The organism is Methylobacterium sp. SyP6R (genome assembly GCF_019216885.1).
Lineage (GTDB): Bacteria > Pseudomonadota > Alphaproteobacteria > Rhizobiales > Beijerinckiaceae > Methylobacterium.
In genome coordinates, this window is the sequence record NZ_JAAQRC020000001.1 from 585,394 (window position 1) to 598,084 (window position 12,691).

Here is a 12,691-nt window from a genome sequence, read left to right on the forward strand (position 1 = left end):
GCGGGCGGCCGGGGGGCCGTCCGCCCCGCGCGTTTTGCGCCCCTGTCCGTCCCGAAGGCTCGAAGACCCCGATGGCCGATCCCCAGACCCGCCTGATCCTCCTCACCGCCCCCGAGGCCGGCCCGGACCTGAAGGACAGGCTGGCGCGCGCGGTCGCGGCCGGCGACGTCGCCGCGGTGATCCTGCGCCTGCCGCCCGGCGACGAGCGGGCGCTGGTCAACGCCGTCAAGGCGGTGGCGCCGGCGGTGCAGGAGGCCGGCGCCGCCCTGGTGCTGGCCGGCGGCGGCGGCATCGATCTGGCCACCGTGGCCTCCCGCAGCGGCGCCGACGGCGTCCACGTCCCGGCGAATTACGGGGCGGAGGATCAGCCGGACGCCGACATCCCCGCGGAGGCCGACGGCGACGAGGCGGAGGACGAGGAGAGCGACGGCCCGCTGCGTGCGCTCCGCGAGCGCCTGCGCGACGGCCGCATCCTCGGGGTCGGGCGCCTGCGCAGCAAGCACGCCGCCATGGAGGCCGGCGAGGCCGGCGCCGATTACGTCCTGTTCGGCGACGAGTCGAAGCTTGCCCACGACGACCTCCTGGCGCGGCTGACCTGGTGGGTCGAGATCTTCGAGACGCCCTGCATCGCGCTCGCCCGCAACCTCGAGGACGTGCCGGACCTCGTCGCCACGGGGGCCGAGTTCATCGGCCTCGATCCCGCCCTCTGGGCCGGGGAGGGGGGCGAGGCCGCGGTGGCCGAGGCGCAGGCCGCGATCCGGAACCGCCCCGCGGGCGGGGAGGGGTGAGAATGCGGAATTCCCGCCTCGCGACTCTCGCGCTTCTCGGGGCTTTCGGCCTCGCGGCCGGGCCGGCCGGGGCCCGCTCGGTCCCGGCTCCGGCCGAATCCGCCACACCGGGAGGCGTCAAGCCGGGCGTCGTCCCGCCGAATTTCGGCGCGACCACCAACACCTTCGGCGCGTCGAAGTCGAACCAGACCCTGCCGGGCGCGGCCTCGCTGCCGCCCGCGCCCTCGAACGACCCGAATGCGGATCTCGCCTACGGCGCCTATCAGCGCGGCTTCTACGTCACGGCGTTCCGCGAGGCGACGAAGCGGCTGGAGAAGAACAAGACCGACTTTCCCGCCATGACCCTGCTGGCGGAACTCTACAGCCAGGGCCTCGGCGTCCGCCAGGATCCCGCGCGGGCCGCCGAGTGGTACCGACTGGCCGCCAATCTCGGCGATCCCCATGCCGCCGCCACCCTCGGCATGATGCAGATCGAGGGCCGCGGCGTGCCCAAGGACCAGGCCGCGGGCCGCGCCCTCCTGGAGAAGGCCGCCGCCCGGGCCGATGCCACGGCGAGCTACAACCTCGCCCTGATCCTCCTCGGCACCGGAACGCCCGCCGACCTGACCCGCGCCGTCGAGCTGCTGCGCCAGGCCGCCCACCAGGAGCTGGCCCCGGCCCAGCACGCGCTCGGCGTGCTCTACCTCCAGGGCCGCGGCGTGCCCAAGGACACGACCAAGGCCGCCGGCTGGTTCCGCCGCGCGGCCGATAACGGCGATCTCGCCGGCGAGGTCGAGTTCTCGATCCTGCTGTTCAACGGCGAGGGCGTGCCGAAGGACGAGACCCGCGCCGCCCGCTACTTCCGCCACGCCGCCTTCCGGGGCAACGCCGTGGCCCAGAACCGGGTCGCCCGGCTCTACGCCAGCGGCCGCGGCGTGCAGAAGAACCTCGTCGAGGCCGCCGCCTGGGACATCGCCGCCCGGGCGCAGGGGCTGTCGGATGCCTGGCTCACCCAGGCGGTGTCCGGGCTCAACGCGGAGGAGAAGGCCCGGGCCGAGCGGCTGGCGGCGGACCGGGCGGGGCCGTGAGCGGGTGATGTCCATCTACCGGAGGGCATCGTGGAACGTGCACTGACCGAGGCGGTCAAAGGCCTGAAGCGGTTCGGCCCGGACGACCTTGTCTTCGCCCTGGCGATCCTTGGAACGTTCGGGGCATTGGCGGTCGGCGCGCCTCCGGCCTGGACGGTTGCTGCGGGTTGTGGATTTTGCCTGCTCTGGCTGCTGCGCAACTACGTGGATGCGCTGATCGCGTTGCGTACCAAGAAGGCCGAGCTTGAGATCGAGGCGCAGCGGGGCGGGAAGCGCATGATCGAGAAGGCCAGGAAATCGCTGTAACCGCGACAAACCCGCCCTTCGTCCCTATCTTTCACCCCGGACATCCGCGCCCCGGTGCTGATCATGCAAGAAACGGCCATTATTATCGCGATCCTCGCGCTCGCGGCTCTGTCGGCCCGGGAGCTCGTCCGGATGACGGCCGAGGCGCGCCGGAAAGCCCGCCTGATCGAGGGCGCGCGGATGGACCTGTCCCGCTGCCTCGCGGTCACCGAGCGGGCGCTGGCGGATGACCGCGTGCCCGCCCTCCTCAAGGCCGTGCTCTACAACCAGGCGGCGGCTTTGGCCGATCCCGCCGTCGGGCGGGCCCGGGTGGCGGAATTCGCGCGCGCCCCGGGGCGCGAGGACGGGCCGGATCGCGACGATCCCATCGACCACTCCCTCGACCGGCTGGCCGCGATCGATGCGGGTCTCGCCTTCGATTGCCGGGCGGCGCTGACGCAAGGGCTGATGGCGCTGCTGCTCCTGCACGCCGACGAGGTCGCGGTCGATCGGGCGACGCGGGACGTGGTCCGGCGTCGCCACGGGCTGCCGGCGCGGCTGGACCTCCTGTTCGGCGAGGCGACGGCCCCCGTGTGAGACGCAGGCCGGATTTTCTCCACGAACCGATGTGACATGCCGCGCGATGCGGCTTAGAGGCATCCATCAGTGACGCTGCCCGTGCCGCGAGGTGCGGGCCGCATTCCGTTTGCATTCGTCGTGCAGGGCAACCGCGCCCGCCATCAAGGACCACCTATGACCCCGACCCGCATTCCGGGAGCCGCCGCCCGATGATCGTCTCCCCCCTGATGACCGTGATGGTCGATGCCGTGCGCAAGGCGGCGCGCGGGCTCAAGCGCGATTTCGGCGAGATCGAGAACCTGCAGGTCTCGCGAAAGGGCCCGGGCGACTTCGTCACCGCCGCCGACCGCAAGGCCGAGGCGACCCTGCGCGAGGCTCTGATGAAGGCCCGGCCGGGCTACGGCCTGATCATGGAGGAGAGCGGGGTCATCGAGGGCCAGGACAAGACCCATACCTGGCACGTCGACCCCCTCGACGGCACCACCAACTTCCTGCACGGCGTGCCGCATTTCTGCATCTCGGTCGGCCTCGAGCGCGAGGGCACGATGGTGGCCGCGGTGATCTACGAGCCCATCAAGGACGAGCTCTACATCGCCGAGCGCGGCAAGGGCGCGTTCCTCAACAACAAGCGCCTGCGGGTCGCCGGCCGGCAGGACCTCGCCGACAGCCTGGCGCTCTACGGCTCGCCCTATCTCGGCCGCGGCAGCCATCCGCGCCTGCTCAAGGAACTCGCCGCCGTGATGGCGGTGACCGGCGGCGTGCGCCAGACCGGCTCGGCCGCCCTCGACCTCGCGGCGGTCGCCTGCGGCCGGGCCGACCTGTACTGGGAGCGCGACCTCCAGACCTGGGACATGGCCGCCGGCCTGCTCCTGGTGCGCGAGGCCGGGGGCTTCGCCAGCAGCGCCGATGGCGGCGCCGACCCGATGACCGCCCGCTCGGTCGCCTGCGGCAACGAGGTGCTCCAGCGCGAGCTGGTCGCCATCCTGCGCAAGGTCGGCGGCTGACGGCAGCCGCCCGGGCCGGTTCCCGACCGGCCCCGGGCCTTCCCCGCCGAACTCTCGAAAAAAGGCCCTACGCCATGGACCCGCGCACCACGTCCGCTCTCAAGGACGCGATCCGCTCGATCCCGGACTATCCGAAGCCCGGCATCATGTTTCGCGACATCACCACCCTGCTCGGCGACGCCCGCGCCTTCCGGCGCGCGGTCGACGAGCTGGTGCACCCTTACGCGGGCGGCCGGATCGACCAGGTCGCCGGCATCGAGGCGCGGGGCTTCATCCTCGGCGGCGCCATCGCCCACCAGCTCTCCTCGGGCTTCGTGCCGATCCGCAAGAAGGGCAAGCTGCCCCACACCACGGTCTCGATTGCCTACGCGCTCGAATACGGCACCGACGAGATGGAGATCCATTCCGACGCGGTGAAGCCCGGCGACCGGGTGATCCTCGTCGACGACCTGATCGCCACCGGCGGCACCGCCACGGCGGCGGTGGAATTGCTGCGCCGGATCGGCGCCGAGGTGGTGGCGGCCTGCTTCGTCATCGACCTGCCGGAACTCGGCGGCGCCGACCGCCTGCGCGCCCTCGACCTGCCGGTGCGGACCCTGATCGAGTTCGACGGGCACTGACGAAAAAGGCGGGCTGCAAGGCCCGCCTCGTAATCGTTATTCATCCCACTCCGCCCACCTCATCCTGAGGTGTCAGTCGATCGAAGATCGACTGACCTCGAAGGAGGGCTCCAGAAGTCTCTGAGCTAGCTGGAGCCCTCCTTCGAGGCCCACTGCGTGGGCACCTCAGGATGAGGTCGAGAGTGGGATGGATGGGGCGAGCAGCCGAAAAGCTCCCCTCACGCCGCCTTGGCCAGGCTCTCGAACAGCCCGCGCCCGTCGGTGCCGCCGACCAGGCCTTCCACGAAATTCTCCGGGTGCGGCATCAGCCCGAGGACGTTGCGGCTCTCGGAATAGATGCCGGCGATGGAATTGAGCGAGCCGTTGCGGTTGGCCTCGACCGTGAGCCCGCCGGCCGCGTCACAGTAGCGGAACGCCACCCTTCCCTCGCCCTCGATCCGCGCCAGGGTCTCGGGATCGGCGAAGTAGTTGCCCTCGCCATGCGCGATGCAGACGTCGATCACCTGGTGCTGCGTGTAGGCCTTCGTGAAGGCGGTGTCGGTGCGCTCGACCCGCAGGGTCTGCCGGTGGCAGAGGAAGCGGCGGTTGACGTTGCGCATCAGCACGCCCGGCAGCAGGCCGGACTCGCACAGGATCTGGAAGCCGTTGCAGATGCCGAGCACGAGCCCGCCGCGGGCGGCGTGCGCCCGCACCGCGTCCATGGCGTGAGCCCGCCCGGCGATGGCGCCGCAGCGCAGGTAATCGCCGTAGGAGAAGCCGCCGGGCAGGACCGCGAGGTCGGTGCCGGCGGGCAATTCGGTCTCGGTGTGCCAGACGGTCACCACCTCGGCGCCCGAAAGGCGCAGGGCCCGCGCGACGTCCCGCTCGCGGTTCGAGCCCGGGAAGACGACGATTGCGGCCTTCATCGGGCGATCTCGACGCGGTAGTTCTCGACCACGGTGTTGGCGAGCAGCCGGTCGCAGGCCGCCTTCACGGTCGCCTCGGCGGCGGCCTCGTCGGCGGCCTCGACCTCGACCTCGAAGAACTTGCCCTGGCGCACTCCGGCGATGCCGGTGATCCCGAGCGAGCGCAGCGCCCCCTCGATCGCCTTGCCCTGGGGGTCGAGGACGCCGGTCTTCAGGGTAACGGTGACGCGCGCTTTCATCGGCCAGACCTTCGGCAGCGGAGGGCTTCTTTCCGGCTTCCGATAGTGCGGAACGGTCCCCGAGGCAACGCCGGGTGCGGCTCGCACCGGGACGACGACAGCGCGAGGAGCGGTCCATCGGCCGGTCCCGGGCGTCAGGTCCTTTGGGTGTTATATGGGCCGGCGCACACATTGATCTTTGCTGGTAGGATTCTAATACTGGACCAGGGCCGGCGGCGATCGCACGGTGGACGAGGTCGCTTCGCGCGCGGGTGCGGGGTTCAGGGGTGGGTCATGTCGGACGCTGGTGACGCGTTCATTCGCCAATCATTCGACCTGATCGACGGCTTCGACGAGATGTCGGATCCGCTCGACGTGCAGCAGCGCGTGCTCGATCTCGTCAAGGATTGCGGCTTCACGTACTTCACGATCACGCGGTTGCCGCAGCCGAGCGAGCGACTGGGACCTAACGTCCTGCTCAGCATCTGGCCTAAGGGCTGGCTGTCGCATTACGATCGGGTCGGCCATTACCGCTACGACCCGGTGGTCCGACATTGCTACCGGACTATCGAGCCGTTCACCTGGACCGAAGTGCATTACGAGCCGGAAATCCTGCCGCGCGCCCGCCGCGTCATGGACGAGGCGACCGACCACGGCATGGCGGTCGGATTCTGCGTGCCGATCCACGACGCGATGGGCTTCCAGGCGGTCGTGTCCCTGGCAGGGCGGCAGGTCGAGTTGCCCCCGCGTGTCCGCCGCGGCGTCCACATGCTCGGGCTCTACGCCTGGGGGGCGGCGGAACGGACCACGGCCCAGCGGCGAAAGCCGACCGGACGGCTGCTCAGCGCCCGCGAGCGCGACGTGCTGTCGTGGGCAGCGCTCGGCCACACATCCGAAGAAGTCGCCGACATTTTGGGTATTTCCAACCAGACCGTCAACACGCATCTCAAGAACGCCCGCGTGAAGATCGGCACACGCAACACGACCCACACTGTGGTCGAGGCCTTGCGGCGGCGTGAGATCACGCTCTAAAGCGCTGCCCGATCACGTTGCGATCGGACGGTTCCTTGGTTTATCTATTTTGCGATAGTATGTTCCGACGAAATGTTATCCATTTTGTCTAAAAATACTTCAGGCAATGTTGCGCCCTGCGCCCCGGCTTGATGCCTTTGGCGAAACTCCCGGCCGCCATCGTCGATCGCTGCGGCGGCGCCAGTGCGGCGGGCGTCCTCCGGCGCGGCCGGGGGCGTAACGTCCCCTTCGGTGCCCGGCGTGGCACGTCGATGTCCGGTCGGGAGCGGATGTCCGGCCGCCCGTGTACGCGAACGGCTTCGGCGCCCGCCGGATCTTGCCCGGCGACCGAGCGGGCGGCGCATCCCGTCATCTGTGCAGCCACGACCCGCCGCCCATGCGGGACGGTCCGCAGGCGCAACGCCGGCCGACACGTCGCTCGCCGAGCCATTTCGCGTCAAGTCTTGGCGGGTGCGCGGACCGCCGTGACCCTGGCATCATGATATAATCCGAACGGCCTAGAGCACTTCACGATCGCGTTGCAATCGCGAAGCTCTCTAGGTCTTTGATGTTGCCGCATTTTCTGCGACGAACCGGCATCCACTTCGTCGGAAAATGCTCTAGCGATCGGTGCGCCGTAAAAGTCAGCCCTTCCATCACTATTTTTCGGGATACCGGGACACCCTCTCGTCTGCGCGAATGCTGCCAGAGCGAGAGAGATACCCGCATGATCCGGCTTCACGTCATCGATCGAACGAACCGCAGCGCTTACGCTGATGCCATCGATCAACATCATGTTCTTCGTAAGAAGATTTACATGGATGAGCAGAAGTGGAGTGCCCTGCGCGCGGTCGACGGCCGCGAGATCGATCAGTTCGATACCGACAGCACCGTGTATCTCCTGGCGATCGGGGCGGATGGCGAGGTCGCGGGAGGCACGCGCCTGCTGCCGTCCCTCGGGCCGACGCTGCTGAGCGAGGTGTTCCCGCAACTGGCCGAGGAGCGCGGCTTCGAGCGGTCGGCGGAGATCTGGGAATGGACCCGCTTCTTCGTCGCCCCCCGCTACCGGGAGGACAAGCGGCTGTCGCGGGTGGCCGGCATCGTCGCGGCGGGCATGGTGGAGTATTGTCTCGATCGGCACATCCCGCGCATGAACGTGGTCGCCGAGGCTTACTGGATCCCGAAGGTCTCGGCCCTCGGCTGGCGCCCGCGGCCTCTGGGCCTGCCCCTCGCCCATGAGGGACTGTCGATCTGCGCCTTCACGATCGAGATGACGCAGGAGGCTCTGCAGGCGACCCGCGCCGTCTACGGGATCGACGCGCCGTCCCTGGTCCGGGCGAAGGATCTCGTTCCCGCCTACGACCACCCTGCATCCGACCGCACCCTGTCGGCTTGAGATGACGGATGTCGACCGACAATCAGATGTCGTCGCAGGGCCGTGCGTCGATGGGAGCGGTCGTCCTCGACCATCCCGCCGCCGGGGCGGGCGTCTCGCTCCGCGCCATCACGACCGCCATGACCGAGGAGGCGCCGGGAGAAACCCGGGCGACCTGCGGCGTCACCGTCTCCGTACCGGCCCATCCCCGGCCGTCCACTCCGCCGGACCGGATCGTGTCCCGCCCGTCATGCCGAGGGTCTTCGACAACGACCCTCGCTTCCGGCCTCGAATTCTCGTCCGGTCTCGAATTTTTGCCAAGTCTTGAATTCTTCCCAAGTCTCGAATTCTTGCCAAGTCGCGACTTATTGCCAAGTCTCTGTCTGGGCATTGAAAATTCGAGATGGTCCGACGGCCCGGTGCATCGGCATCCCGGGTCGGTATCATCAGTGTGAGGTCGTCAGCGATGGCGCGTTACGGCGACACCCGTCTCCCCACTCCGGTTGCCCGCCTCGTGCGGCCACCGGCCAGTCCGCAAAGCCCGGCCGACCGCCTGGCCGAGCACCTGATCGAGGCCTATCGGAGCGCCGCGGATTGCGAGGACCCGGTCGCCCTCGATCTGATCCGCCTCGCGCTCTGGCATGTCGGCCGCACCTACCCGCCCTCCGGCCACATCCCGGAGGAGCAGCGTCGGGAGGAGCACTGGTCGTGACGGCCGGCGTCACCTTGCCCCATCGGTCCCGCGCCCGTCGCGCACCGGCCCATCCATCCACTTCGTCCACCCCCGATCAGGCACGCACCATGGCGCCCGCGACCCGCTGCACCCCGTCGCAGTCCCACCTTTCCCAGGCGGCCCGGGCCGAGATCCAGGCCCTGCGCCTCGCCGCCGGCATCCTCGACCTGCAGCGCACCGCGAGCCCGCAGATCCGCGAACTGCCCTCCGTGCAGGCGATGATCCGCGCGGCCGCGGCGGTGTTCGACGAGCTCGGCTTCGGCGAGGGGAGCGAGGCGGAGCGGACCGACGGCGAGCTGGAGCGGACGATGTCGTCCTGACGTTTGCCGCGCCGGCGGGCGGTCAGCCGATGCCGGCGATCTCCCGCTCCGCCGCCTCGGCGAGCGCCCGGAACCGCGCCCCGTCGAGTCCCGATTCCCCGTAGAGGAGCCGCCCGCCATTCGGCAGGATCCCGAACCGGTCGTCCGGCGCCTCGCGGAAGCGCTCGAGGGCGATCGGGACCCGGTTCAGGGTCGCGGCCTGGCTCGCATGGGCGGCGAACAGGGCGGCCTTGAAGGCGCAATCCTCAGGGTCGAGATGGAGCGCGATCGCCCGCCGCGGCGGTTCGGTGGCCAAGAACTCGGTGGCCAAGAATCCGGTGGCCGAGAATTCGGTGGCCGAGAATTCGGTGGCCAAGACGCTGCCGGCATCGAACCCGTCCGGGCCGGCATGGTAGAACGGCATCTCGATCACCGCGAGGCGCTCCGGCCCGAGAAGCCGCCGGGCACCCCGCAGGGAGAGCGCCACCGCGTCGTGGTCCGGGTGGCCGCCCTCGTAGGCGTGGGTCAGCGCCACCGTGATCCCGCATGCGCTGAAAATCCCGGCCAGCTGCCGGGCGAGCGGCGCGATGATCTCCGCCACACCCCGGTCGGGATGCCCCAGCGCGATGCGCCGCGCCCGTTCGACGCCTGCAAGGCTCAGTGCCGCATCGAGCTCCCGGGCGCGGGCCGCCGCGTAGGCGGCAGGGTCCGAAAAACCGCGGCGCGCGGCGTCTCGCCCGTCGCGGGGCGCGCCGTCGGTGACGTGGATCACCGTGAGGCCGGCAAGGCGCGGCAGCTGCGCGCCGCAGCCGATGCTCTCGTCGTCCGGATGAGCGACCACGAGCGCGGCGGCGTGTGCCGCCACCGGCCCGCAGGCCGGATCGGCGAGGGCTGCCAGGAACCTTTCGGCGGCCGGCGAGGTCGGGGCGATCGCCATCGCGGTCAGATCGCTGCTTGCGGCCCGAGGGCCGGCCCGGGCCGGATCGTCCCGGCATAGCGCCGGACCATCGCGGCGCAGAATCCCGCGGATTCCTCCCTCACCTGCGGCGGGCTGGTGTGGTGGGGGGCGATACCCCGGTGCTCGGGGGTGAAGCAGAAGGTCACGGTCACGTCGAACTCCGCCAGGGCATCCATCCGCCGGTCGAACCACTCGAGGGCATCGGGCCGAAACAATCGGCCCGGGACGGGCCGGTGCGGAGATACGTCACCCCGAGCCGCCGCATCAGGCCTCCGCCTCGTCGAGCCGGTGATCCTGGTCACGGAACCACCGGCACGGGCCGCGCGCCGGGGTGTGGCGGGCGAAATGCTCGTGCGCCGGCTTGGGCGTGCCGTCCTCGCGCAGCAACCCATATAGAAATGCCGATCATAGGAGGAGCCCTCCGCCTCCCGGTGCCGTGTGGTGGCGCCCAAGGCCTGCGGCGGGTCGTAGAGGCCGGACCGGTGGATCCGCGGCGCCTGTCCGGCCAGCAGCTCGGCGGTACGGTCGATCCGGACGACCTGCACCTCCTCGGCCCCGAAGGTCGAGACGCCGACCTCGGTGACCCAGATCGGCCTGGAAGTTACCGCGCGCGGATCTCGGCGAACTTGTCCGGCCACTCGTCGGTCTGCCACAGGTTCCAGTCGAGCGGGAAGCCGTGCAAAGCCACCGCGTCGACGTGGTCGAGGGCGCCGCGACCGTCGAGCATCCGGATGAAGGTCGGGTCGGTCGGCGAGATGCCGCCGAGCACCGTCGGCAGGTGCGGCGTTTCCCCCTTCACGGCACGCGCCGCGCAATCCAGCGTTTCGGCGACGAGCGACCAGCCCGGATCGATCTCGGGATCCCAATTGCGACTTGTTGCTGGGCTCGTTTTCTGGGCTCGTTCCGGATCGTCCCCGCTTCGATCATGCCGCCCTCGTCGCACGAGAGGGGTGGGGAGTTTGGGGGTCCGTCATGGCGACAGGCCGGGCGCGGTGCAGGCCACCGGACCGGCGGCGCACTGGAAGCATTGCGAAGAACAGCCGGTTGTCCCTGCGGCTTGACGGTTACACAGACCTCGCACGCAGACCTCGCCTGTGCGGCGACGCCTTGACGGCGATGCCGCACCTGCGAGATGAGCATCCCAAACCGAGAACCTCGCGACCCGTCGAGCGCCTTCAGGATTCCTGGCACGATGAGCAACTTCAACGAGGAGCGCGTCCTGTCCGTCCATCACTGGACGGACTCGCTCTTCAGCTTCCGCACCACCCGCGACCCGTCGTTCCGCTTCCGCAACGGCGAGTTCACGATGATCGGCCTCAAGGGCGAGGGCGCCAAGCCCCTGCTGCGCGCCTACAGCGTGGTGAGCGCCAATTACGAGGACGAGCTGGAGTTCTTCTCCATCAAGGTGGCCAACGGCCCGCTCACCTCGAAGCTTCAGCACCTCAAGGTCGGCGACCCGATCGTGGTCAGCCGCAAGGCCACCGGCACCCTGGTGCTCGACAACCTGATGCCCGGCCGGCACCTCTACCTGCTCGGCACCGGCACCGGCCTCGCGCCGTTCCTGGCGATCATCAAGGATCCGGAGACCTACGAGCGCTTCGAGAAGGTGATCCTGGTCCATGGCTGCCGCCAGGTCCAGGAGCTCGCCTACGGCGAGACGATCACCGAGACGCTGCCGCAGCACGAGCTGATCGGCGAGATGGTCCGCGACCAGCTGATCTACTACCCGACCGTGACCCGCGAGCCGTTCCGCAACCGCGGCCGCATCACCGACCTGATGACCTCCGGCAAGCTCTTCTCCGACATCGGCCTGCCGATGATGACCAAGGAGGCCGACCGCTTCATGCTCTGCGGCAGCCCCGACATGATCCGCGACACCCGCGACCTGCTCGCCGGTGCCGGCTACATCGAGGGCAACCACGGCGAGGCCGGCCACTACGTCATCGAGAAGGCCTTCGTCGAGAAGTAGCCCTGTGATACGAAATCCGGAAGATGACTTCCGGATTTCGTATCATCAGCCCGCGCGGCGCCTGAGCGAGGCCGCTTTCCGTATCGCGAAGCGATCAATCGGAAAGCGTATGATACGCGGGATGCGCCGGGAAACCTGCGGGGAAACCTGATCGTGCGCATCCTGCTCATCAACCCCAACACCACGGCCGCCGTCACCGAGCAGGCGGCCGCACATGTCCGGCGCCTGATCCCCGCCGAGATCGTGCCGGTGACGGGCCGCTTCGGCGCCCGCTACATCGCGAGCCGCGCCGCCGCGGCCATCGCCGGCCACGCCGCCCTCGACGCCCTGGCGGCCAACGTCGCCGGGTGCGACGCGGTCTATCTCGCCTGCTTCGGCGATCCGGGCCTGCTCGCCCTCAAGGAAGTCTCGCCGGTGCCGGTCGTCGGCATGGCGGAGGGCGCCCTGCACCTCGCCTGCACCCGGGGGCGCCGCATCGGCATCGTCACCGGCGGCGTCCTGTGGAAGCCGATGCTGATCGAGTTCGCGGCGATGCTCGGCCTCTCCGAGCGCCTCGCCGGCATCCGCACCGTGGCACCGACCGGCGGCGAGATCGCCCGCGACCCCGACGCGGCGTTGGGCCGCCTCGCGGCCGCCTGCCGCGACTGCGCCGAGATCGACGGGGCCGACGTGGTGGTGCTCGGCGGCGCGGCTTTGGCCGGCCTGGCCGAGCGGGTGCAGCCGCAGGTCGCCGTGCCGGTGATCTGCTCGGTCGAGGCCGGGGCACGGGCGGTGATCGCCGCGGCCGGGATCGCGGGCGCCCGGCCGACCCTGCCGCCGACGGAGAGCGTGGGCCTGTCGGAGGATCTGGCGCGGATGCTGCGCGCCTGAGCGCAACGGC

15 protein-coding genes and 1 pseudogene are annotated in these 12,691 nt (G+C 70.0%); 12 read left to right on the forward strand and 4 right to left on the reverse strand.

Features of this window, described 5'->3' with window-relative positions; translation table 11 throughout:
• Nucleotides 1–71: 71 nt before the first annotated feature.
• From HBB12_RS02660 to HBB12_RS02685, 6 genes are all read left to right on the forward strand, one after another.
• On the forward strand, nt 72–788 hold the full coding sequence (locus tag HBB12_RS02660; RefSeq protein ID WP_236987941.1) for a thiamine phosphate synthase: 717 nt from the start codon (nt 72–74) through the stop codon (nt 786–788).
• A gap of 2 nt (nt 789–790) precedes the next feature.
• Nucleotides 791–1,855, forward strand: a complete 1,065-nt coding sequence (locus HBB12_RS02665) for a tetratricopeptide repeat protein (RefSeq protein WP_236987942.1) — start codon at nt 791–793, stop codon at nt 1,853–1,855.
• A 30-nt stretch (nt 1,856–1,885) separates the two neighbouring features.
• Nucleotides 1,886–2,161 (forward strand): hypothetical protein, encoded by a 276-nt coding sequence (locus HBB12_RS02670; protein WP_236987943.1) that lies wholly within the window; start codon nt 1,886–1,888, stop codon nt 2,159–2,161.
• Nucleotides 2,162–2,293: 132 nt separating this feature from the next.
• Complete coding sequence (locus HBB12_RS02675; RefSeq protein ID WP_236987944.1) at nt 2,294–2,737, forward strand: hypothetical protein; 444 nt, start codon at nt 2,294–2,296, stop codon at nt 2,735–2,737.
• A 191-nt stretch (nt 2,738–2,928) separates the two neighbouring features.
• Nucleotides 2,929–3,723, forward strand: coding sequence for an inositol monophosphatase family protein (locus HBB12_RS02680; RefSeq protein WP_203152910.1), 795 nt, complete (start codon nt 2,929–2,931; stop codon nt 3,721–3,723).
• Nucleotides 3,724–3,797: 74 nt separating this feature from the next.
• On the forward strand, nt 3,798–4,343 hold the full coding sequence (locus HBB12_RS02685; protein WP_048430036.1) for an adenine phosphoribosyltransferase: 546 nt from the start codon (nt 3,798–3,800) through the stop codon (nt 4,341–4,343).
• Nucleotides 4,344–4,561: 218 nt separating this feature from the next.
• Here the strand turns inward: HBB12_RS02685 and purQ are convergent, their stop codons facing one another.
• Together purQ and purS are read right to left on the reverse strand one after the other, a co-directional pair.
• Nucleotides 4,562–5,248, reverse strand: a complete 687-nt coding sequence (gene purQ / locus HBB12_RS02690) for a phosphoribosylformylglycinamidine synthase subunit PurQ (protein ID WP_236987945.1) — start codon at nt 5,246–5,248, stop codon at nt 4,562–4,564.
• Nucleotides 5,245–5,487: a phosphoribosylformylglycinamidine synthase subunit PurS gene (purS, locus tag HBB12_RS02695; RefSeq protein ID WP_048449910.1), complete on the reverse strand. Its 243-nt coding sequence runs from the start codon at nt 5,485–5,487 to the stop codon at nt 5,245–5,247. The genes purQ and purS overlap by 4 nt, the downstream gene beginning before the upstream one ends.
• A 273-nt stretch (nt 5,488–5,760) precedes the next feature.
• Here purS and HBB12_RS02700 point away from each other — a divergent pair, with 273 nt between their 5' ends.
• From HBB12_RS02700 to HBB12_RS02715, 4 genes are all read left to right on the forward strand, one after another.
• Nucleotides 5,761–6,498 (forward strand): LuxR family transcriptional regulator, encoded by a 738-nt coding sequence (locus HBB12_RS02700; protein ID WP_236987946.1) that lies wholly within the window; start codon nt 5,761–5,763, stop codon nt 6,496–6,498.
• A 706-nt stretch (nt 6,499–7,204) separates the two neighbouring features.
• Nucleotides 7,205–7,873 carry an acyl-homoserine-lactone synthase gene (locus tag HBB12_RS02705; RefSeq protein WP_272913241.1) on the forward strand — a complete coding sequence of 223 codons (669 nt, stop codon included), beginning with the start codon at nt 7,205–7,207 and terminating at the stop codon, nt 7,871–7,873.
• Nucleotides 7,874–8,318: 445 nt separating this feature from the next.
• Nucleotides 8,319–8,564 carry a hypothetical protein gene (locus HBB12_RS02710; protein WP_236987948.1) on the forward strand — a complete coding sequence of 82 codons (246 nt, stop codon included), beginning with the start codon at nt 8,319–8,321 and terminating at the stop codon, nt 8,562–8,564.
• Nucleotides 8,565–8,653: 89 nt separating this feature from the next.
• Nucleotides 8,654–8,905, forward strand: a complete 252-nt coding sequence (locus HBB12_RS02715) for a hypothetical protein (RefSeq protein ID WP_236987949.1) — start codon at nt 8,654–8,656, stop codon at nt 8,903–8,905.
• A gap of 22 nt (nt 8,906–8,927) precedes the next feature.
• Here HBB12_RS02715 and HBB12_RS02720 read toward each other — a convergent pair whose 3' ends face one another.
• Together HBB12_RS02720 and HBB12_RS02725 are read right to left on the reverse strand one after the other, a co-directional pair.
• The gene (locus HBB12_RS02720) at nt 8,928–9,821 is read right to left on the reverse strand and encodes a PIG-L deacetylase family protein (RefSeq protein WP_236987950.1); all 894 of its coding nucleotides are present in this window, start codon (nt 9,819–9,821) and stop codon (nt 8,928–8,930) included.
• 5 nt (nt 9,822–9,826) lie between these two features.
• Nucleotides 9,827–10,732: pseudogene (locus HBB12_RS02725) on the reverse strand (glycoside hydrolase 5 family protein); the annotation flags it as partial.
• 302 nt (nt 10,733–11,034) lie between these two features.
• Here HBB12_RS02725 and HBB12_RS02730 point away from each other — a divergent pair.
• Nucleotides 11,035–11,811, forward strand: coding sequence for a ferredoxin--NADP reductase (locus HBB12_RS02730; protein ID WP_236987951.1), 777 nt, complete (start codon nt 11,035–11,037; stop codon nt 11,809–11,811).
• A 153-nt stretch (nt 11,812–11,964) separates the two neighbouring features.
• Complete coding sequence (locus HBB12_RS02735) at nt 11,965–12,681, forward strand: aspartate/glutamate racemase family protein (protein WP_236987952.1); 717 nt, start codon at nt 11,965–11,967, stop codon at nt 12,679–12,681.
• The last annotated feature ends 10 nt before the right edge of the window (nt 12,682–12,691 follow it).

What these genes read in the sequence shown, in the direction of transcription:
- HBB12_RS02660 (WP_236987941.1), top strand. Translation starts at nt 72, where the DNA reads ATGGCCGATCCCCAGACCCGCCTGATCCTCCTCACCGCCCCCGAGGCC.
- HBB12_RS02665 (WP_236987942.1), top strand. Translation starts at nt 791, where the DNA reads ATGCGGAATTCCCGCCTCGCGACTCTCGCGCTTCTCGGGGCTTTCGGC.
- HBB12_RS02675 (WP_236987944.1), top strand. Translation starts at nt 2,294, where the DNA reads ATGACGGCCGAGGCGCGCCGGAAAGCCCGCCTGATCGAGGGCGCGCGG.
- HBB12_RS02680 (WP_203152910.1), top strand. Translation starts at nt 2,929, where the DNA reads ATGATCGTCTCCCCCCTGATGACCGTGATGGTCGATGCCGTGCGCAAG.
- HBB12_RS02685 (WP_048430036.1), top strand. Translation starts at nt 3,798, where the DNA reads ATGGACCCGCGCACCACGTCCGCTCTCAAGGACGCGATCCGCTCGATC.
- purQ (WP_236987945.1), bottom strand. Translation starts at nt 5,248, where the DNA reads ATGAAGGCCGCAATCGTCGTCTTCCCGGGCTCGAACCGCGAGCGGGAC.
- purS (WP_048449910.1), bottom strand. Translation starts at nt 5,487, where the DNA reads ATGAAAGCGCGCGTCACCGTTACCCTGAAGACCGGCGTCCTCGACCCC.
- HBB12_RS02700 (WP_236987946.1), top strand. Translation starts at nt 5,761, where the DNA reads ATGTCGGACGCTGGTGACGCGTTCATTCGCCAATCATTCGACCTGATC.
- HBB12_RS02705 (WP_272913241.1), top strand. Translation starts at nt 7,205, where the DNA reads ATGATCCGGCTTCACGTCATCGATCGAACGAACCGCAGCGCTTACGCT.
- HBB12_RS02710 (WP_236987948.1), top strand. Translation starts at nt 8,319, where the DNA reads ATGGCGCGTTACGGCGACACCCGTCTCCCCACTCCGGTTGCCCGCCTC.
- HBB12_RS02715 (WP_236987949.1), top strand. Translation starts at nt 8,654, where the DNA reads ATGGCGCCCGCGACCCGCTGCACCCCGTCGCAGTCCCACCTTTCCCAG.
- HBB12_RS02720 (WP_236987950.1), bottom strand. Translation starts at nt 9,821, where the DNA reads ATGGCGATCGCCCCGACCTCGCCGGCCGCCGAAAGGTTCCTGGCAGCC.
- HBB12_RS02730 (WP_236987951.1), top strand. Translation starts at nt 11,035, where the DNA reads ATGAGCAACTTCAACGAGGAGCGCGTCCTGTCCGTCCATCACTGGACG.